Origin of the sequence: Aequorivita marisscotiae, from assembly GCF_029814825.1 — a bacterium.
In the GTDB taxonomy this organism is placed as follows: Bacteria; Bacteroidota; Bacteroidia; order Flavobacteriales; family Flavobacteriaceae; genus Aequorivita; species Aequorivita marisscotiae.
This window is the reverse complement of sequence record NZ_CP122379.1, coordinates 1,324,589-1,345,455: the sequence shown is the minus strand read 5'-3', so window position 1 is coordinate 1,345,455 and position 20,867 is coordinate 1,324,589. Positions and strand designations below refer to the sequence as shown.

At 38.3% G+C, this 20,867-nt stretch carries 13 protein-coding genes; 10 read left to right on the top strand and 3 right to left on the bottom strand.

Annotated elements, in window-relative coordinates:
- Positions 1 to 125: 125 nt before the first annotated feature.
- Positions 126 to 2,759, bottom strand: a complete 2,634-nt coding sequence (gene cphA / locus QCQ61_RS06215; protein WP_279449905.1) for a cyanophycin synthetase — start codon at positions 2,757 to 2,759, stop codon at positions 126 to 128.
- 96 nt (positions 2,760 to 2,855) lie between these two features.
- On the opposite strand from cphA, the gene QCQ61_RS06210 reads away from it, so the two are divergent.
- Positions 2,856 to 3,728, top strand: coding sequence for a cyanophycinase (locus QCQ61_RS06210; RefSeq protein ID WP_279449904.1), 873 nt, complete (start codon positions 2,856 to 2,858; stop codon positions 3,726 to 3,728).
- Between the two features lie 53 nt (positions 3,729 to 3,781).
- Here QCQ61_RS06210 and QCQ61_RS06205 read toward each other — a convergent pair whose 3' ends face one another.
- The gene (locus tag QCQ61_RS06205; RefSeq protein ID WP_279449903.1) at positions 3,782 to 4,711 is read right to left on the bottom strand and encodes an isoaspartyl peptidase/L-asparaginase family protein; all 930 of its coding nucleotides are present in this window, start codon (positions 4,709 to 4,711) and stop codon (positions 3,782 to 3,784) included.
- Between the two features lie 224 nt (positions 4,712 to 4,935).
- Here QCQ61_RS06205 and polA point away from each other — a divergent pair, with 224 nt between their 5' ends.
- Complete coding sequence (gene polA, locus QCQ61_RS06200; protein ID WP_279449902.1) at positions 4,936 to 7,770, top strand: DNA polymerase I; 2,835 nt, start codon at positions 4,936 to 4,938, stop codon at positions 7,768 to 7,770.
- An 87-nt stretch (positions 7,771 to 7,857) separates the two neighbouring features.
- On the opposite strand, the gene QCQ61_RS06195 is transcribed toward polA, so the two are convergent.
- Positions 7,858 to 8,379, bottom strand: coding sequence for a lipocalin family protein (locus QCQ61_RS06195; RefSeq protein ID WP_279449901.1), 522 nt, complete (start codon positions 8,377 to 8,379; stop codon positions 7,858 to 7,860).
- 273 nt (positions 8,380 to 8,652) lie between these two features.
- On the opposite strand from QCQ61_RS06195, the gene QCQ61_RS06190 reads away from it, so the two are divergent.
- The 8 genes from QCQ61_RS06190 to QCQ61_RS06155 all read left to right on the top strand — a co-directional run bounded on the left by QCQ61_RS06190 (position 8,653) and on the right by QCQ61_RS06155 (position 20,711).
- A complete protein-coding gene (locus QCQ61_RS06190) occupies positions 8,653 to 8,958 on the top strand; it encodes a DUF6922 domain-containing protein (RefSeq protein WP_279449900.1) in 306 nt (101 codons plus the stop codon).
- The gene (locus QCQ61_RS06185) at positions 8,913 to 9,524 is read left to right on the top strand and encodes a nucleotidyl transferase AbiEii/AbiGii toxin family protein (RefSeq protein WP_279449899.1); all 612 of its coding nucleotides are present in this window, start codon (positions 8,913 to 8,915) and stop codon (positions 9,522 to 9,524) included. The genes QCQ61_RS06190 and QCQ61_RS06185 overlap by 46 nt, the downstream gene beginning before the upstream one ends.
- Positions 9,525 to 9,714: 190 nt before the next feature.
- Positions 9,715 to 11,184 (top strand): zinc metalloprotease, encoded by a 1,470-nt coding sequence (locus QCQ61_RS06180; RefSeq protein ID WP_279449898.1) that lies wholly within the window; start codon positions 9,715 to 9,717, stop codon positions 11,182 to 11,184.
- Positions 11,185 to 11,272: 88 nt separating this feature from the next.
- Complete coding sequence (locus QCQ61_RS06175) at positions 11,273 to 12,607, top strand: FG-GAP-like repeat-containing protein (RefSeq protein ID WP_279449897.1); 1,335 nt, start codon at positions 11,273 to 11,275, stop codon at positions 12,605 to 12,607.
- Between the two features lie 76 nt (positions 12,608 to 12,683).
- Complete coding sequence (locus QCQ61_RS06170; protein ID WP_279449896.1) at positions 12,684 to 14,270, top strand: T9SS type A sorting domain-containing protein; 1,587 nt, start codon at positions 12,684 to 12,686, stop codon at positions 14,268 to 14,270.
- A 68-nt stretch (positions 14,271 to 14,338) separates the two neighbouring features.
- Positions 14,339 to 15,922 (top strand): T9SS type A sorting domain-containing protein, encoded by a 1,584-nt coding sequence (locus QCQ61_RS06165; protein WP_279449895.1) that lies wholly within the window; start codon positions 14,339 to 14,341, stop codon positions 15,920 to 15,922.
- 132 nt (positions 15,923 to 16,054) lie between these two features.
- Positions 16,055 to 17,119: a hypothetical protein gene (locus QCQ61_RS06160; protein ID WP_279449894.1), complete on the top strand. Its 1,065-nt coding sequence runs from the start codon at positions 16,055 to 16,057 to the stop codon at positions 17,117 to 17,119.
- 139 nt (positions 17,120 to 17,258) lie between these two features.
- Positions 17,259 to 20,711 (top strand): pyruvate carboxylase, encoded by a 3,453-nt coding sequence (locus QCQ61_RS06155; protein ID WP_279449893.1) that lies wholly within the window; start codon positions 17,259 to 17,261, stop codon positions 20,709 to 20,711.
- Positions 20,712 to 20,867 lie beyond the last annotated feature (156 nt).

The window sequence follows — 20,867 nt, the reverse complement described above, 5'->3', positions numbered from 1 at the left end:
ACCAAGATTGAGAATTAATGTTCTCGTATTCCCTACTGTGCTTTTGCTAATATAAAATCAAACTTTTTAAACAACCCTAATTTTTTAAATTAAGATTGAATTTTAGAAGTGAAGTCTATTGCATTTTACTGCGCAAAAACTAACTCACCTTTACTTTCCTGCTCCTTAAATTTCGTTACAAGTTCTAAAGCATCAGGGATTACGTCGCTGCAGCAAATTATCAACGAACCCTTTTTCGCGTTTTTAACAGCGTAGGTAATGGCTTCCTTTTCAGAAGGAATAATAGTTGTTTTTTTGTTCGGGTCTTTCATTTTTATGCCATCATTGAGCATTTTAATGAGTGCCTCTTCAGATTTGCCACGTAAATGTTTGTCTTGACGAATTATTATCTCGTCGAACATTTCGGCGGCAATACTTCCCAATTCATTGGTGTCTTCTTCCCTTCTATCGCCCACACCGGCAATTATTCCAACTTTAACGGTTGCTTCAAGATTATCGGTGAAATTTTTAAGCGCACGCATTCCTGCCGGATTATGCGCATAATCGAGTAAGATTGTGAAATTTTCAAACTCGAATAAATTTAATCTTCCAGGTGTTTGGGAAGCTGAAGGAATAAAAGTTTCCAAAGCCATTTTCATATCTTCAATACTAATGCCTCGCACATTGGCTGCAATAATAGCTGGAAGAATATTTTGAATCATAAACGTAGCTTTACCGCCATAGGTTAAGGGAATATTTTCAGCTTTCATAATGCGCATTTTCCACGTGCCGCGGCAAAGTGTAACATATCCGTTTTCATACACAGCTGTAATTCCACCCAATTTTTGAAGTGCCAAAATCCGCGGATTTTCTTCATTCATAGAGAATAGGGCAAGGTTACAGTTTATATTTCTTCGCATTTCATACACCAAATCGTCATCGGCATTTAAAATAGCATATCCATCGGGCAACACTGTTTCTGGAATTACACCTTTAACTTTTGCAAGTTGTTCAACAGTATGTATTCCCTTTAATCCCAAATGATCTGCGGCTACATTGGTAACAATAGCAACATCGCATTTTTTAAAACCTAGCCCAGCGCGCAATAAACCACCTCGGGCACATTCTAAAACGGCAAAGTTTACCGTTGGGTCTTTGAGAACAAACTCTGCACTTGCAGGTCCGGTACAATCGCCTTTCATCAACAATCTATTTTGGATGTAAACGCCGTCGCTTGTGGTGTAACCCACTCTATAACCTTTCATTTTTGCCATGTGGGCAATTAACCTCGTAGTCGTAGTTTTTCCATTGGTTCCTGTAGTTGCGATAATAGGAATCCTTCCCGTTGTTCCTTGCGGAAAAAGTTTATCTACAACTGGGGCGGCAACATTTCTGGGCAAGCCGGTTGTTGGTGCCAAATGCATTCTAAAACCTGGGCCGGCATTTACTTCAATTACAGCGCCACCCGTTTCTTCCAGTGGTTTACTTATATCTGTAGTCATGATATCTATTCCACAGATATCGAGATCTATTATTTTTGAAATTCGTTCTACCATGGAAACATTTGAAGGATGCAATATATCTGTAACATCTTCGGCGGTTCCGCCCGTACTCAGGTTTGCTGTGTCTTTTAAAATTACCATTTCACCCTTCGGCGGGATTGAATCTTCAGTATATCCTTTTGCGGCAAGAACGGTTTTCGTTAAATTATTTATCGTAATTTTTGTGAGCACATTTTCGTGCCCGTATCCTCGGCGCGGATCTAAATTAACAACATCAACCAATTCTTTAATTGTAGATTTACCATCGCCCACTACATTGGCGGGAGTGCGTTTTGCGGCTGCCACCAAAATATTGTTGATTACCAACACACGATAATCTTCACCAATTATATATTTTTCGATTATAACTTTAGACGAAACTTCCTTTGCAGCGTGAAATGCAACTAAAGCGTCTTCATAGTTTTTTATGTTAACGGTAATTCCGCGACCGTGATTTCCTCCTACGGGTTTAACAACCAGTGGAAAGCCAACATAGCTACAAGCTTCTTTTAAACTGCTTTCGCGGCCAATAATATCGCCACGCGGCACGAGAACCTCAGCCTGTTCCAATAGGTATTTTGTATCTTCTTTATCGCACGCAAGTTCAACTCCTATACTGCTGGTTTCTGAAGTAACCGTAGCCTGAATTCGTTTTTGATTTGCTCCATACCCCAGTTGGCAAAGGGAGTATTTATTTAGACGAATCCAGGGAATCCCCCTACTTTCAGCTTCTTCCACAATGGATCCTGTGCTTGGCCCCAATCGTTCGTCTTCGCGTATTTCGCGCATTCGCTGAATATCTGGTTCTAAATCGTAATCTTCTCCATCAATTAATGCTTGACAAATGGCTACGGAAACTTTTGCGGCATAACGCCCCACATTTTCTTCAATATAACTGAATACCACATTATATACGCCTTTTTCGCCATAATCGCGCGTTCTTCCGAAACCCGTGTCCATATCTGCCAAGGTTTGAATTTCTAAAGCTATGTGCTCGATAATATGCCCCATCCAAGTGCCGTCATCCACTCTTTGGAAAAATCCACCAGGCTCGCCCACGCTGCAACGATGGCTATACATTGTAGGAAACATGGCTTTTAGCCTATCGCCAAAGCCGGCAATTTTATTGGATGGCAATTCTTCCATTTCCTCCAAATCTAGGACCATTACAATTAATTTATGACGGCGTACAGACCAGTAGTTAGGTCCCCGCATGGCGTTGATTTCTCTAATTCGCATAAGTTGACGGATTTGTTAGTTTCGTATGAATTTGATAAATATATGATTATTTTTTCTAACAATAAGCGTATTTTTGCCCGCAAAACAAATAAATCCATGAGCGTTAAAGGCACCCTAATCCCCATAGGTGGAAATGAAGACAAAGGAAACGGAGAAAACGAAAGATATACACTAGAATATATTGAGAACGGTATTCTATCTCGCGTGGTGCGAGAAAGCGGCGGTATAGATGCAACAATAATTGTAATACCCACCGCATCCAGCATTCCGGTTGAAGTAAGCGAAAATTATCTGGACGCATTTAATAAATTAGGTTGTAAAAATGTTCATGTAATGGACATCAGAGAACGAAAAGACGCCAAAAATCCAGAATTTTTGGAACTGATGAAAAAAGCAGATTGCGTAATGTTCTCAGGTGGCGATCAATCTAAAATAGTAAAATACATTGGCGGCACTCCTTTAGATAAAATTATAAAGAACAAGTACGAGAATGAAGAGTTTGTTATTGCAGGCACCAGTGCTGGAGCCATGTGTATGAGCGAAGAAATGATTACGGGTGGTGGCGTGCAGGAAGCTTTTACCAAAGGTGCTGTACGTATGGGAAAAGGAATGAGCTTTATTCCAAACTTTATTATCGATTCGCATTTTATTCGTCGCGGCCGTTTTGGAAGATTGGCAGAAGCAATGGCCAAATTTCCATTGCGCGTAGGCATTGGCTTAGCCGAAGACACCGGCTTGGTAATTAAAAATCGCAATAATTGCGAAGTAATTGGTTCGGGAATGGTAATTCTTTTTGACCCTCGCAGATTAATTCACAACAATCGCGATGCGGTCCCTGAAGGCTCCCCGATGTCTATAACCAATTTAAAAGTTCACATTTTAGCCAATGGTGATAAATTAGATATAAAAGAAAAGCGAATTCATATTTCTCCCATTCATCTTGAAATGACAGATGCAGAAACGCTGTAACTTCAAAATAAATATAGAGGTACGGTTGGCAGTAAAGGATTAAGAATTTTTATTTATTTATAAATAGAAATCTCCTTTTGTCCTTCGGAAGTTTTATACCCGCGGTACATACCTTCGGTATTAAAAGGCATTGCTATATTGCCCTTGGCATCTACGGCAATTAAACCGCCGTCGCCGCCAATTGCTACAATTCTTTTATTGATGACTTCTTTAGCGGCTTCTTCAACAGACATTCCTTTGTATTCCATTAAACAAGACACATCGTAAGCTACCACACCTCGGATAAAAAATTCGCCACTTCCGGTGCAGCTTACAGCACAGGTTTTGTTGTTGGCGTAATTACCGGCGCCAATCATTGGGCTATCGCCCACGCGCCCCCAACGCTTGTTGGTCATTCCACCAGTTGAAGTTGCTGCAGCAATGTTTCCGTTACTATCGCAGGCCACAGCACCCACCGTTCCAAATTTGCTGTCTTTTTTCGCACTGTGATCTAATTGAAAAGCATCGCTATCTTTTATGTCCTGCCACTGTTGATAGCGCAACTCATCATAAAAGTATTCAGGTTTTTCCAATGCGTAATCCAAGCTTTTCGCAAAACGCATAGCGCCTTCTCCCGCCAGAAAAACGTGTTCTGTTTTATCCAAAATATCCCGGGCTAATGAAATGGGGTTTTTAATTCCGCTAATTAAGGAAACCGCCCCAGCATCTAAAGTTTGGCCATCCATTATTGCCGCATCCATTTCGTGAGTGCCATCATTGGTAAAAACGCTTCCCCGTCCTGCATTAAAAAGTGGCGAATTTTCCAAATGCATTACTGCCGTCTCCACAGCGTCCATAGCCGAACCATTATTCTCCAAAACAGCATATCCCTTTTCCAAAGCTTCATTTAGAGCAGCTGTATATTGGGTTTCTTTTTCGGGAGTCATTAAGCCTTTTATAAGTGTTCCGGCACCGCCGTGTATTGCAATTGAGTATTTTTTCATCTAAAATATTTTAAGATGGAAAAATACAAATTGCCATTCATAATTATCCACTTCATTTATAATTTTCTTTTTCACATAAAACCCTTCGTTTCTGAAGTGTAATTTTTATTTTTGAAAACAAGATGAATGTCCGTTCGAGCGCCCTAGAGAACTATAAAAAATTTCTATCTTAAAACAACTTCTGTAACTGTGCCTGAGGACATTTTCAGAATAAAATATAAACTATGACCACCCAAAAACGTCTTTTCCTTCTCGATGCATACGCACTAATTTTTCGTGGGTATTACGCACTTATAAAAAATCCGACCATCAATAGCAAAGGGCAAGATACCTCGGCTATTTTAGGTTTTTTAAATTCACTTTTCGATGTAATACGGCGCGAAAGACCCGACCATCTCGCAGTATGTTTTGATAAAGATGGAAGTGCCGAGCGCACCGAATTATTTGCGGAATACAAAGCCAATCGCGATGCTACTCCCGATGTAATAAAGCAATCAATCCCCATAATTCAGCAAATTATAAAAGCTATGCACATTCCGTGTGTTGAACTTTCGGGCTTGGAAGCCGATGATATTATTGGCACTCTCGCCCAACAAGCCGAAAAACAAGGATACCAAGTTTTTATGGTAACTCCCGATAAAGATTTTGCACAATTGGTTACCGAAAATATTTTTATGTACCGCCCCGCCCGAATGGGTAACGCAATAGAAATTTGGGGAATTCCTGAGGTGCAAAAGCGTTTTAGCGTAGAACGCCCCGAACAAGTAATTGATTATTTAGGAATGATGGGCGATGCCAGTGATAATATACCCGGACTGCCAGGGGTAGGCGATAAAACCGCGAAAAAATTTATTGCAGAATTTGGCTCCATGGAAAATCTTTTGGCGAATACAGACCAGCTAAAAGGTAAAATGAAGGAGAAGGTTGAAGCAAATGCCGAACTGGGTATGCTCTCTAAAAAACTCGCTACCATCAATACCCAATGCGACGTTACTTTTAATGAAGCCAATTACGAACTCTCCATGCCCGATGGCGAAAAAGTACAGCAGATTTTTGAAGAGCTTGAATTTAGACGACTAAAAGACCAGTTTTTAAAACTATTTTCAGAAGAAGGCGCGACAGAAAAAGTTACGCAAATTTCAAATTCTGAAACTGCAAAAAGTGCTTCTTCTGCGGGAAGCGGACAGTTTTCATTATTTGGTGGCGGTGGCGAGGCTACTCAAGAAATTAAAGATTACAACTCGCGCGCTACCATTACAAATACCGAACATTTTTACCAAACCGTAAATCCGGGGATGGGTACCAAACTGTTTCTTCAAAATTTAATGGCGCAACAGAGCGTGTGTTTCGACACTGAAACCACAGGGTTAAATCCGCTGGAAGCAGAATTGGTAGGCATTGCTTTTTCTTGGGAAAAAGGAAAGGGTTTTTATATGCCGTTTCCAGAAAGCAAAGAGGAGGCTCAACAATTAATTGAAGCTCTGCGTCCTTTTTTTGAAAATGAATCTATTCAGAAAATTGGTCAGAATTTAAAATACGATATCAAAGTTTTGGCCAAATACAGCATTTCGGTCAGGGGAAAACTCTTTGACACGATGCTCGCGCACTACCTGATAAACCCAGATATGCGGCACAATATGGATGTTTTAAGCGAAACGTATTTAAACTACACCCCCGTTGCCATCACCGAATTAATTGGTAAAAAAGGTAAAAATCAATTAAGTATGCGCGATGTTGAAATTGAAAAACAAACCGAATACGCCGTTGAGGATGCAGACGTAACGTTTCAGCTAAAAGAACATTTCGAAAAAGAATTGGGCGAAGCCAATACCCAAAAACTCTTTGACGAAATTGAAGTGCCCTTACTTCGCGTTCTTGCAGCAATGGAATTGGAAGGCATTAATTTAGATAAAGATTTCCTCAAAAATCTTTCCGAACAATTGGACAAAGACATTCTTCAACTTGAGAAAAATATTTACGAAGAAGCTGGAGAAGAATTTAATATTGCATCCCCGAAACAGTTGGGCGAAATTCTATTCGGAAAAATGAAACTGATAGACAAGCCGAAAAAAACCAAAACAGGCCAATATTCTACTGCCGAAGATGTACTTTCCTATTTGGCGAAAGACCACAAAATAATCCGCGATGTTTTGGAATACCGTGGTTTAGCAAAATTAAAAAGCACGTATGTTGATGCGCTGCCCGAACAAGTTGAAAAAGCTACCGGCCGTGTGCATACCGACTATATGCAAACCGTTGCCGCAACTGGACGTTTAAGCAGTAACAACCCAAATTTGCAGAATATTCCAATCCGTACCGAACGCGGGCGTGAGGTGCGAAAGGCATTTATCCCAAGAAACGAGGATTACGTTTTAATGGCAGCGGATTATAGTCAGATAGAACTCCGCATTATTGCCGCGTTGAGCGAAGAGGATAATATGATTGAAGCCTTTAAAAATGGCGAGGATATTCACGCCTCCACGGCTTCAAAAGTGTTCAATGTGCCTTTAAGTGAAGTAACACGGGAGCAACGAAGCAATGCCAAAACCGTAAACTTTGGGATTATTTACGGCGTTTCAGCTTTCGGCCTCAGCAACCAGACCGACCTTTCCCGCACTGAAGCCAAGGAGTTGATCGATACCTATTATAAAACCTATCCCAAACTTCGCAATTATATAAGCGAGCAAATTCAATTTGCTCGAGAAAACGGCTATGTGCAAACTGTTTTGGGCAGAAGACGCTACCTAAAAGACATAAACGGAAGCAACCAAGTTGTACGTGGCGCGGCAGAAAGAAATGCTGTGAACGCTCCAATACAGGGAAGTGCCGCAGATATCATAAAAATTGCAATGATTAACATTTTCAAAAAATTGGAGGAAGAAAATTATCAAAGTAAAATGCTACTCCAAGTGCATGATGAATTGGTTTTTGACGCCTATAAGCCAGAGCTTGAGAAATTACAAGCAATGGTAAAGCACGAGATGGAGAACGCTTATAAACTCACCGTGCCGTTGGATGTTGATTTGGGTGTTGGGGAGAATTGGTTGGAAGCGCATTAATAAGTTAGCAGTATTCAGTGGCAGTTGGCAGAAAATAAAAGAGCCGAAAGTTTTACTTTCGGCTCTTTTCAATTTAGAAATTTAATCTTACTGTTTTGTAAAAACAAAAGTAATATCTTCAGTTACTGTTGTAGTTGTTCCGTTGTTGTCAACTTCTACGTAAAAACCTTCTTCAAATACGTATGTAAGTGTATTTCCTGAAAGAGTTACATCTTGGTTAAAACCTCCCATAGTTAGGGTAATTGTATTTCCGTTTTGAGTGTATAAAAACGGAGTAGAATCATCTTCAGAAACACAAGTTACAGTGTACTCATATTCGTCTGTAGTTCCCGCAACCAAAGTTAGTTCAATATCAGCATACGAAGTATTAAAAGCCGTTCCCGTACCATCTGCATTAAAAACAATTGTTTCGTTTTGGTAACAGTTAGTTTCGTCCATAACGCTTGTTGAAGCTGTGCCATCATTGTTTAAGTCGTAGGCATTTTCAGTGTTGAAAGCTGTCATTTTCCAAGTACCTTCGATAGATGCTTCGTTACTGCTGCTGTCATCATCGCTTGAACAAGCAGTAAAAGCAAGAGCTAAAAATAATAATCCAAATAATTTTTTCATAAGTTTTGTTTTTTTGTGGGCGCAAAACTAAGGAAATTATACTAAGTGTATTTTTTAAAATGTTAAATAAATATAAATTGTATCACCGTAGAGCTCACAGTCCTATTAGATGTGGATTTAGGAGGTGGCGAGAATTGGCTAAAGGTGCATTAAGCTCCCTAACTCCCGAAGGGGAGGAAATTCCAAAAAAAATAAATTTCACATTCCAAGGTGGTGTCTTATAAAACCTTATTATTTTTGGTATTTTTGAAATGTAAAATCAATATCCTTTAAATGGCCGCTGTTCATTCCATATCCCACTTATCCGAGCATCTTTTTTGGGATGTGAATAAAGCGGATCTTCATTTTGAAAAATCGAAGGAGTTTATTATTCATAGGGTTTTGGAGTATGGATTGATGGAAGATTGGGAGCTTATTAAAGAAATTTACGGACTGGAAACCATCAAACAGATTTCGCTTCAATTTAGGGAATTGGATGCAGTTACGCTTTCTTTCCTTTCGGCTATTTTCAAAATTGACAAAAAAGAATTCAGATGTTATACAAACAAAACGTCGATGCCCAGCTTTTGGAACTCTTAGATAAGCTAATGCGTTCTGAAATTTTTATAGGTTTCGATCTTGTAGGCGGCACGGCATTGGCACTTCAGATTGGGCACCGTCTTTCTGTGGATATTGACATGTTTGGAAATTCTGAAATAAACGAACTGGAATTTAATCGAGAACTTTCCAGATTTGGGAACCCCCTTGTTTTAAAAAAAAGTAAAAACATCATCGTTTATTCCATAAATGGTATAAAAGTGGATTTTGTAAACTATCGTTATCCTCTTTTGAAAAAAACCAAAAAAGTAGATTCAATCCGTTTGCTTTCCTTGGAAGATATTGCCGCAATGAAGCTCAACGCCATTTCGGGACGCGGGAGCAAAAGGGATTTTATTGATTTATATTTTTTACTAAAAACATTTTCCCTAAAAGAAATGATAGGGTTCTACAATAAAAAATATGAAGATGGCTCCCAATTTTTAGTTCTGAAAAGCCTGACCTATTTTGAAGATGCCGAAAAAGAAGAAATGCCGGTAATGACCAAGCCAACAGCTTGGGAAAGTGTAAAAGAAAAAATCCTTCAGGAAACAATAAACCTAAGATAGCCATAGAAGTATTAAGGAATAGGAATCCTTTTTTTAATTTTTTGTGAAATTATACATATATTAATTGCTTAAGGGATATTTACGACAGTTTTAAGGGAAATTATGAGATTTTTCTTTTTAAGGGATTAAACCCTTCCCTTTTAGAAAAATTTCATATCTTCAAGATTAATAGCCACTAACCATTTTTCTTATGAAAACAATCATTTTTAACAAAAGCCGAACAGCCCTTTTTCCCATTTTCCTTTGTTTATTTATTGGATATAACAGTAGTTTGTTCGCTCAAATCAACGATCAAATTGAGCTTAAATGCGCGTCAGACTTTTCATTGAGTACAAATTGGTGCGATGAACAATTCAGCAAATCCGTGGACCAAAATTATTTGGATACTTTTGAACCTGTGGTTTTTAATATTTTCTTTTGGCGAATAGTTCAGGACAATGGTAATCCCGGTCCTGAACACATCAATGAACAGGACGTTCTAAAAGCTGTTGCCAAAATGAACATAATTTTCAATCAATACAATATCTTTTTTAAGTATAGAGGGTTTGATGATATTGAAAGTACGGCCATTTATATTCCTGAAAAACCTTCTGATTTAGCCAATTGGATAGACGAATACCCCGGTCCATCTGAAGATGTAATAAATCCCAACACCTTAAATATGTACATTCCATACGATTTTGTGCAAAATTATGGGGGCTCCGCAACCTTATTTGGAACAAGGAGCATCGTAAAAAGAGAGTTGTTTACAACTTGGGGGATGATCCACGAATTGGGCCACAACATGGGTTTGGTACATACCTTCCAGTTTTATAATGTACCACCAGGAGAAGAAGATGAATGTGAACACGTAACCCGCGTTGAAACCGACCCGGACTATAATGCAGATACCAATGGCGACCGTGTTACCGATACCGCTGCTACGTTGATATTACGGGCATATAATACCGATGATCAGACTTGTGAATATTTGGGTAATGATGCGGATTGTCAAGGAGATCCTTATCAAATTTTTGATGAAGATGTGCGCAACTATATGAATTATGTGCCTGAAGTTTTGGCCTGTGGCCATATATTTTCCGTGGGTCAGGCCATCCGCATGCGTGAGGCCATCGATATTGATTGCTATGGAAAGTATGCGGCCGTAATGACGTATGATGTGGCATCGCTTTATGAACCCTATAAGGGGGATTATTACTTAGTGGGGCCTACCATGCCAACCCACAAACCCTTATTCCAACCGGGCTTTGATTATAGGTTTGTTTCCTGCGAATGCGACTGCCCACAGCCTATTGAATACGGCAATACAAATTTCACCTATAATAATTTCAATATAGTAAGCAGCATAGATGCTGACGAGCCCCGTTACGATATCATTGTGCACCCCAACCACGCTGCCATACGTATTTTGCAATTGGAGGAAAACACCACCCAGCCACAACGATGCTATGACAATAATAACCGAGCCCCAAGTGGCGGGGATATTTTAAAGTTTAACGATGGCATTTTCAACACCAACGTAACGGTTACTCCAAAGGACTCGTTGGGCATTAACGACCCCCAATTAATAAACGATTTGGATCCGGGGCTTTACAATATCATAAAAGAATATGACGATGGCGGAACAGAAGAAACCGTTATATTAAAAAGCAATAATTAAAAAATAAAAAAAGAGGTAGTTCATATTTAACTGCCTCCTTCCTTTTAATATGAGAGATAAACTTAAAATTTTTTTATGGATTTTAATTATGGGAACAAGTTGTCATGCCCAATTTGGGTCCCGACAAATTATAGACCAAAATTCCGGTACGGTACGTATGGTGCGAACTGCGGATTTCGATCAAGATGGAGCCTTGGATGTGGCTGTTTCTTCTTTTGATAGAATTGCATTGTATAAAAACCTCGATGGTTTAGGAACTTTTAGCGCTCCCATTTCCATACAGGAAGGCAAAAAACAGTCTTTTTCCCTGTTCCCAGCAGATATTGACAATGATGGGAAAATAGACCTAGCCGTTAGCTTTTTTGATGATGATGAAGTGGTTTGGTACCGTAATCTTGGAAATGGCACTTTTTCCGCATTACAGTTAATCTCCAATAATTTGCTAAGGGCCGCAGGAATTACTGGAGCGGATTTAGATGGAGACGGCGATCTTGATTTGGTCCTGGGAGTCTCTAACGGGAATGGATTATATTGGGTGGAAAACCTTGACGGAGCGGGAACATTTAGTTCAAGAATTACCATAGATGCAAATATCAGCCAAGCCAGGACCCAGGCAATCGGGGATATAGACGGGGATGGGGATATGGATATTTTGACCAACTCTGTAGGAAGTGCTTATCTCTCTTGGTTTGAAAACGTGGATGGCTTAGGAGATTTTAATGAACAACATATAATTGACCCTATCGGGCTATATGAAAATTCCCTTAGCTTGGTAGATATTGATGGCGATAATGATCTTGACATAGTTTCGCAAAAAACAGATTTGGTAATTTGGAGGGAGAATTTAAATGGTTTGGGGCAGTTCGACTATTATAACATAATAAGCAATGAGGCACTCAATATTTTCGATACTACTAGTGCAGATTTGGATAACGACGGTGATGTTGACGTGCTATCTGCCTCTACAGACGATAATAAAATTGCTTGGTATAGAAACGAGGATGGAATGGGCGGCTTTGGACCCCAAAACATAATCGACCCCAATCTGCAAAGCCCGCGCACGGTCCATGCCGCAGATCTGGACAACGATGGCGATCTGGACATTTTATCTGCGGCCCTTTCCAATCAAAACAGGGAATTGGTATGGTATGAAAATTTAACGATTTTGGGCGTAGAAGGGAGCGAACTTGAAACAAACGTAACCCTCTACCCCAACCCGGTAATAAACACATTGCAACTCAATACCCAAGAGAAAACCATAGACCAAATAAACATTTACACAATCACGGGCAGCAATGTTTTGCAACTGGAGGTTAACACCGTTTCCCCAACCGTGGATGTTTCCAGCTTGGCTGCTGGCGTTTATTATGTGCAGTTGTATTCTGGGAAGAAGGTGGCTTTGAAAAAGTTTATTAAGGAATAATTTTTTGAATCAAAATCGAAAATGAAATCAAAGCTGAAAGGCTTTGGAAAATTTGAAAAAATAAAAACCATTCATTATGAAAAGAAATTTAATTGCAAGTTTAGTTTTAACATTTATTACAGTTTCACTTTATGCTCAGGACCCGAATATTCTTTGGCAACGAACTATTGGGGGGAGTGATGATGAAGAATTAAGGGTTTCAATTAGTACACTAGATGGGGGGTTTTTGATTGCTGGACCGTCAAAATCAAATATTTCAGGAGATAAATCTGAAAACAATATTGGCGAAGATGACTATTGGATTGTAAAATTGAGTTCCACTGGAAATATAGAATGGGATAATACTATTGGAGGAGACGATATTGACAGAGTAGAAACTATAATTCAAGATTCTGATGGAGGATATGTTATTGGAGGATGGTCTGGCTCAAACATTTCGGGAGATAAAAATGAAAATTGTCGAGGTTTTTACGATTATTGGATTGTAAAATTAAACTCTTCAGGCATTATTCAATGGCAAAAAACTATTGGAGGAAGCAACCAGGATATAATGAATACTATCATTCAAACAAATGACGGGGGTTATTTTGTTGGTGGCACCTCAAATTCTAATATTTCTGGAGAAAAATCTGAAGACTCAGTAAACTTCAGTGACGATTATTGGATTTTAAAATTAGATAGCACTGGAAACATTGAATGGCAGAATACAATTGGAGGAAATTCAGAAGACAGATTAAAATCCGTTCTGCAAACTCCTGATGGCGGATTTATCTTAGGAGGATATTCTCGATCAGGTATTTCAGGAGATAAAACTGAAATTAATCAAGGAAATTATGATTATTGGATTGTCAAGTTAAACCCTTCAGGAAATATTGAATGGCAGAATACAATTGGAGGAGATGATGGTGATATTTTAAATAATGTTACGCAGTCTTATGATGGCGGATATATTCTTGTAGGAGAATCCTTTTCAAATATGTCTGGCGATAAAACGGAAAACAATTATGGTGATTCGGATTATTGGATAATTAAACTTGATCAAACAGGAAATATTGAATGGCAAAACACTATTGGCGGAAATGAAGCTGATGGTTGTTTAGATTCATATAGTGATTTTGATGGCTCCTTTTGGATCGTTGGTTTTTCTACATCAAATATATCTGGAGATAAAACTGTCCCATCCAATGGCAGTATTGATATATGGCTATTAAAATTAAATGATTCTGGTGAAATTTTAAATCAATATAGCATAGGCGGAAGCCACGCTGATTATGCAGTATCAATTAATCGAACATCTGAAAATAAAATATTTTTAGGTGGAAATTCAAGATCAGACATATCTGGAGATAAAACAGAAAATTCTATTGGAGAAAATGACTATTGGGTTTTAAAGTTAGATGATTTATTAGGCACAACGGAAAACTTTTTAGCTACAGGAATTACCCTCTACCCCAACCCAGCAAAAAACACACTACAACTCAATACCCAAGACAAAACAATAGATCAAATAAACATTTATACAATTACGGGTAGTAAAGTTTTGCAATTTGATGTTGATACCGTTTCCCCAACCGTAGATGTTTCCAGCTTGGCTTCGGGCATTTATTATATTCAACTGTATTCAGGGAAAAATGTGGCTTTGAAAAAATTTGTGAAGGAATGATATTGAAATCGAAACTGAAATCGAAATCGAAATCGAAAAAAAATTAGTAAAAATAGAAACCCTTTATTATGAAAAGAAATATCCTCGTTAGTTTAGTTTTAGCATTAATAACAATTTCACTTTACGCTCAAGACCCAAATATACTTTGGCAGCGTACTATTGGGGGGAGTGAATACGATTCTTTTACTTCAATGGGAAATACAATGGATGGTGGAATAATAATTGGTGGTTATTCTGAGTCTGATGCTTCAGGAGATAAAACAGAAGATTCAAATGGCAGTATTGATTATTGGATTTTAAAACTTGATAGCGCAGGCAGCATTGAATGGCAAAATACAATTGGTGGTAATTGGGCAGATTGGAATCCCCAAATCTCCCAAACATCAGATGGAGGTTATATTTTGGGAGGCTATTCTGATTCGAATATATCAGGGGATAAAACTGAAGACACAAATGGTTATTATGATTATTGGATCATTAAACTTAATTCAACAGGCAACATTGAATGGCAAAATACTATTGGTGGCAATTACGACGATCAATTAAGAAGTTTTATACAAACTTCTGATGGAGGTTTTTTAGCTGGAGGCAATTCCAACTCAAATATTTCCGGCGATAAGACTGAAGATGCCATAGGATTAAATGATATTTGGATAGTAAAATTAGATTCTATGGGCGAAATTGAATGGCAAAATACAATTGGCGGAGATGATGAAGATTGGGTCGATTCAATAAAACAAACATTAGATGGAGGTTATATTTTAGCTGGGTTTTCATATTCTAATATTTCTGGCGACAAAACCGAAAACTCTCAAGGAAGTAGTGACTGTTGGATTTTAAAGCTTGATTCATTAGGTCAAATACAGTGGCAAAATACAATTGGAGGGAGTAGTGGAGATAGAGCTTCAAGTGTTATCCTTGCCAATGATGGAGGTTATTTAATTGGAGCATCTTCAGATTCAAACATTTCTGGAGATAAAACCGAAGATTCTTTAGGTGGTTCTGATAGTTGGATTATAAAATTAGATGAAAATGGAAATATTCTTTGGCAAAATACTATTGGAGGTGATCAAACTGATGGGCTAACTGCGCTTATTTCCGATTCAAATAATGGTTACCTCATAGGGACATATTCCTATTCAAATATTTCAGGTGATAAATCAGAAAATTCTTTAGGAGAGTCAGACTATTGGATAATAAAAATAAATAATTTAGGTATTATAGAATGGCAAAACACCATTGGAGGAAACAATCCTGATGTTATAATGTCACTAAGCCAAGCAACCAATGGAAGTTTTTTCCTTGGAGGGCGTTCTGCATCAAATATCTCAGGAGATAAAACAGAAAATTCTCGGGGTGGCAATGATTTCTGGATATTAAAACATGCAGAAACATTAGGCCTCGAAGAAAACCCATTTTCAGAAGCAATAACCCTCTACCCCAACCCCGCAAAAAACACATTGCAACTAAACACCCAAGACAAAACCATAGACCAAGTAAACATTTACACAATGACGGGCAGTAAAGTTTTGCAATTTGATGTTGATACCGTTTCCCCAACCGTGGACGTTTCCAGTTTGGCTTCAGGTGTATATTATCTTCAACTATATTCTGGAAAAAATGTGGCTTTGAAAAAGTTTGTGAAGGAATAACTTTCATTTCCGAATTCTGATTTTTTTAGTCTTATATCTTAAGTCTTTCAGCGAAGCGGTCTTACATCTTTTCAGCGAAGCGGTCTTACGTCTTTTTTTAAATCCATATCTTTAAAAATTATTACCGCAATTATGGAGCGAAACAAATTAATTTCAAAAAAGAAACCCGCATATCCCGTTTCGGATGCGCTTTTAAAATACTTAACCCGCCACGGAAGAACCATTAAAATTCCTATCTACTACGACGATTTGTTGCGTTTTCACGGCTCGGTGGCCGTATTCGATAAAAACGGAAAAGACACCCTTTGGGTAAGTGTTTATTATTCTGAATTTGAAACCGAAGAAATCAACCAAAGCCTAAAAAAAGTATATTCCATCTTGCATTCCGATGGTAGCGATACTATTTTTCCCTACTTAAATATAGACAGTATAGATTTTTGCACTTTCGGAAATTCAAAACCTTTTCGTATAAAAGTTCGAAATATCCTAAACGACAATTACCTCTATTTGTATATTAAAAAAGCCGATGCTTCCCGTATTTACGGCTTGGAACTGGAAGATTTGCTTTCGCCAAATCACATAAACTTTTTAGTGCGAAAAAACACTTTAATTGAAGAACATATTTCGGGTATTCCCGGCGATGATTTTATAGAAAACCATTTAGAAAATTGCACCCATCGCGATAAAATGGAAATTGCTAAAGAGTTCGTGAAATTTAACGAACGTTGCTTTGTGCGATTATTGGGCGATATGCGTTCGTATAATTACGTAATGGTTTTAACCCACGATTTTGACCGTATTCAGTACCGAATTCGCGCCATAGATTTTGACCAACAGAGTTATGAAGGAAATTCAAAAGTTTACAAACCACAATTTTTGAAGGAAAACAACAAGCTGGTGGCAATGACCACCGAACTTTTACAACAAGCATCCATAGACCAATACATTAATGAAGAAAGATCGCTGTTGGCTAAGCGCGCCACCAGTATGAAAAAACGCTTAAAAGGGCTTATGGCCTGTATGAAGAAAGATAAGATTGCACCACCCGAAAAAATGAAACAATTAAAAATGGAGCTCTTTGAGTTAACTGGCGATATAAAATTTAAAAAAGCACAAAATATGGGCGAGGTATTACAAAGTGCGCTAGATTTTGTTATTCGGAATTATAAAAGTGAAAACCCATATATACTCTCATAGTTTTATATTTTTACACTTTTCTTACTCCCCAAAACTTGATTGTCGTAATAGGTTCTATAGTTATTTATTTATTATTCTTTATACAATTGTGCAATTGCTAACTTTAACGCCTTATTTAAAATTTTAAAAAACCGTATCCATGAAAATTAAAAAAGTGTTGGTTGCTAATCGTGGCGAAATAGCCATTCGAGTTTTACGCGCTTGTTCAGAAATAAATTTAAAAACAGTTGCCGTTTACACTTACGAAGACCGCTATTCGCAACATCGTTACAAAGCTGACGAATCTTACCAAATTGGCGAAAACGACCAACCTTTAAAACCGTATTTAGACGGTAATGCCATAATTGCATTGGCAAAATCTAAAGGCGTAGATGCCATTCATCCCGGATACGGATTTTTATCCGAAAACTCTGAATTTGTCCGAAATTGCGCAAAAAACGGACTGGTATTTATAGGGCCAGACCCGAAGGTTATGGACGCTTTGGGCGATAAAATTACCGCCAAAAAAATTGCCGAAAAATGCAATGTTCCCATTATAAAAAGCAATACAAAAAAACTTACTTCACTTAAAGTTGCACTTTCTGAAGCAGCTACCATTGGCTACCCATTAATGTTGAAAGCGGCTTCCGGTGGTGGTGGACGCGGCATGCGTATTGTTAGAAATAACGACGATCTAAAAAATAATTTTGAATCTGCCCGAAGCGAATCGCTTAACGCATTTGGAGACGACACAATGTTTCTCGAAAAATATGTGGAAGATCCCAAGCATTTAGAAGTGCAAATTGTGGCAGATAACCACGGTACCATTCGCCATTTGTTTGAACGCGATTGCTCTGTACAAAGAAGGCACCAAAAAGTTATTGAAGTTGCACCTTCGTATAACGTTTCAAAAAAAGTAAAAGATGCTCTTTATAAATACGCTTTAAAAATTGCAGAAGAGGTAAAATACAACAATGTAGGTACCGTAGAATTTTTGGTAGATAAAGACGATAATGTGTTCTTTATCGAGGTAAATCCGCGCATTCAAGTAGAACACACAGTTACCGAAATGGTAACGGGAATAGACCTTATAAAAACGCAAATTTTTATTGCCGGCGGGTATAAACTTTCAGACAAACAAATTAAAATTTACGATCAGGAATCGCTTGCAACCTATGGTTTCGCCATGCAATGCCGATTAACTACCGAAGATCCCGAAAACAATTTTACCCCAGATTACGGAACCATTACAACCTACAGAAGTGCTGGCGGAATGGGAATTCGGCTAGATGCCGGAAGTATTTACCAATCGTACAGCGTTAGTCCGTTTTTTGATTCTATGCTCGTTAAAGTTTCGGCGCACGGCAGAACGTTAGACGGCGCGGTACGAAAAATGTCGCGTGCTCTACGCGAATTTCGTATTCGCGGAGTAAAAACAAACATTCACTTTCTTCAAAATGTAATACATAGTGAAACGTTTAAGGACGGAAAAGCGACCGTTAATTTTATTGCCAATACTCCTTCACTTTTCGATATAAAATTACCACAGGATCGCACTTCAAAAATTGTAAATTATTTAGGTGAAGTAATAGTAAATGGTAATCCGGACGTAAAAACTTTTGATAAAAACAGAATTTTTAGAACACCAAAAATTCCAAAGTTTGAAGCCGAGAAAGAATTTCCGAAAGGCACAAAAGATCTGCTCACCGAACTGGGACCAGAGAAATTCTGCCTTTGGTTAAAGGAAGATAAAAAAATTCATTATACAGATACAACCATCCGCGATGCGCATCAATCCCTGCTCGCAACTCGTATGCGCAGTTACGATATGTTGCAAGTTGCAGAAAGTTTTGCTAAAAACCATCCCAACACTTTTAGTATTGAAATGTGGGGCGGCGCTACTTTTGATGTCTGCCTTCGGTTTTTAAATGAAAGTCCGTGGACACGATTACGCGAGCTTCGCAAATTGATGCCGAATATACTTTTCCAAATGTTACTTCGTGGTTCAAATGGCGTGGGTTATAAAGCCTATCCCGATAATTTAATCGAAAAATTTATTGAAACCTCCTGGGAAAACGGAATAGACATTTTCAGAATTTTCGACTCGTTAAACTGGGTAAAAGCCATGGAGCCGAGCATAAATTACGTTCGCAATAAAACGGGCGGCATTGCGCAAGCCGCCATTAGTTATACCGGCGATATTCTCGATCCGAAAGAAACAAAATACACTTTAAAATACTATACCCAACTCGCCAAAGATCTGGAAAATGCAGGCGCGCATATGATTGCCATTAAAGATATGGCGGGTCTTTTAAAACCGTATGCCGCGGCAGAACTTGTTGCAGCGTTAAAAAACACGGTAAAAATTCCGTTGCATTTGCATACGCACGATACTTCCTCCATTCAATCTGCCACCTATTTAAAAGCCATTGAAGCGGGGGTAGATGTAGTAGATGTGGCCTTGGGCGGGCTTTCGGGACTTACCTCCCAACCCAACTTTAATTCAATAGTTGAAATGATGCGCAACCAACCGCGCGAAAATAAATTCGATATTAATAAATTGAACGAATTTTCAAATTATTGGGAAGATGTTCGTGAAAAATATTATCCGTTTGAATCCGGCTTAAAAGCGGGAACTGCTGAGGTTTACCAACATGAAATTCCCGGGGGGCAGTATTCAAATTTACGTCCACAATCCGAAGCCCTCGGTTTGGGTGATCGCTTTCACGAAGTAAAAAAAATGTACGCGCAGGTAAACGAAATGTTCGGAAATCTGGTAAAAGTTACGCCAAGCTCAAAAGTAGTGGGCGATATGGCTATTTTTATGGTAACCAATAACCTTACGCCCGAAGATGTAATGCAGCGCGGCGAAGCCATTTCGTTTCCAGAATCTGTAATTAATTTCTTTAAAGGCGATTTAGGACAACCTTTGGGTGGCTTTCCAAAAGAACTTCAAAAAATAATTCTGAAGAACAACACTTCCTATACCGATAGGCCCAATGCCCATTTGGAGCCGATAGATTTTGATTCAGAATTTAAAGTATTCAGAAAAAAGTTTCAGCAAGGATTTACCCGACCCATAGAATTTGAAGATTTTCTATCGTATAGTTTATATCCCCGTGTTTTTGAAGATGCCCACGAAAAATATAAAAAATACGGCAATGTGGCCATTTTAGCTACTGAAAATTTCTTTTATGGAATGAAGCTTCAGGAGGAAGCTATTATAGAATTGGAACCCGGAAAATCTATTATTGTAAAATTGCTTTCTGTAGGAATTCCCAATGAAGATGGAGTTCGTATTGTATTCTTTTCAGTAAATGGTGAAAACCGTTTTATAGAAATTAAAGACAAATCTATTAAAGTGGAAAAAGAAGTTCACGTAAAAGTAGATCCGCAAGACAGCAATCAATACGGTGCTCCACTACAAGGAAGTTTGTATAAAATTTTGGTGAAAAAAGGGCAGGAAATAAAAAAGAACGATCACCTTTTTATTATTGAAGCCATGAAAATGGAAAGCACAATTACGGCGAACAAAGCTGGAAAAGTAAAATCAATTTCTTTAAAACCGGGAACGATGGTAATGAAGGATGATTTGATTGTGACTTTGGAGTAAGAGGGAAATCGAAATCGAAACTGAAATCGAAATCGACTCATCACCTTTTAGCTCCAAATTCATAACTCTGCATTCATTATTCTGTATTCATAATTCTTTTTTTTATTAGTCATATGTCTTTTGTCTTTCAGCACAGCGGTCTTGAGTCATTTTTCA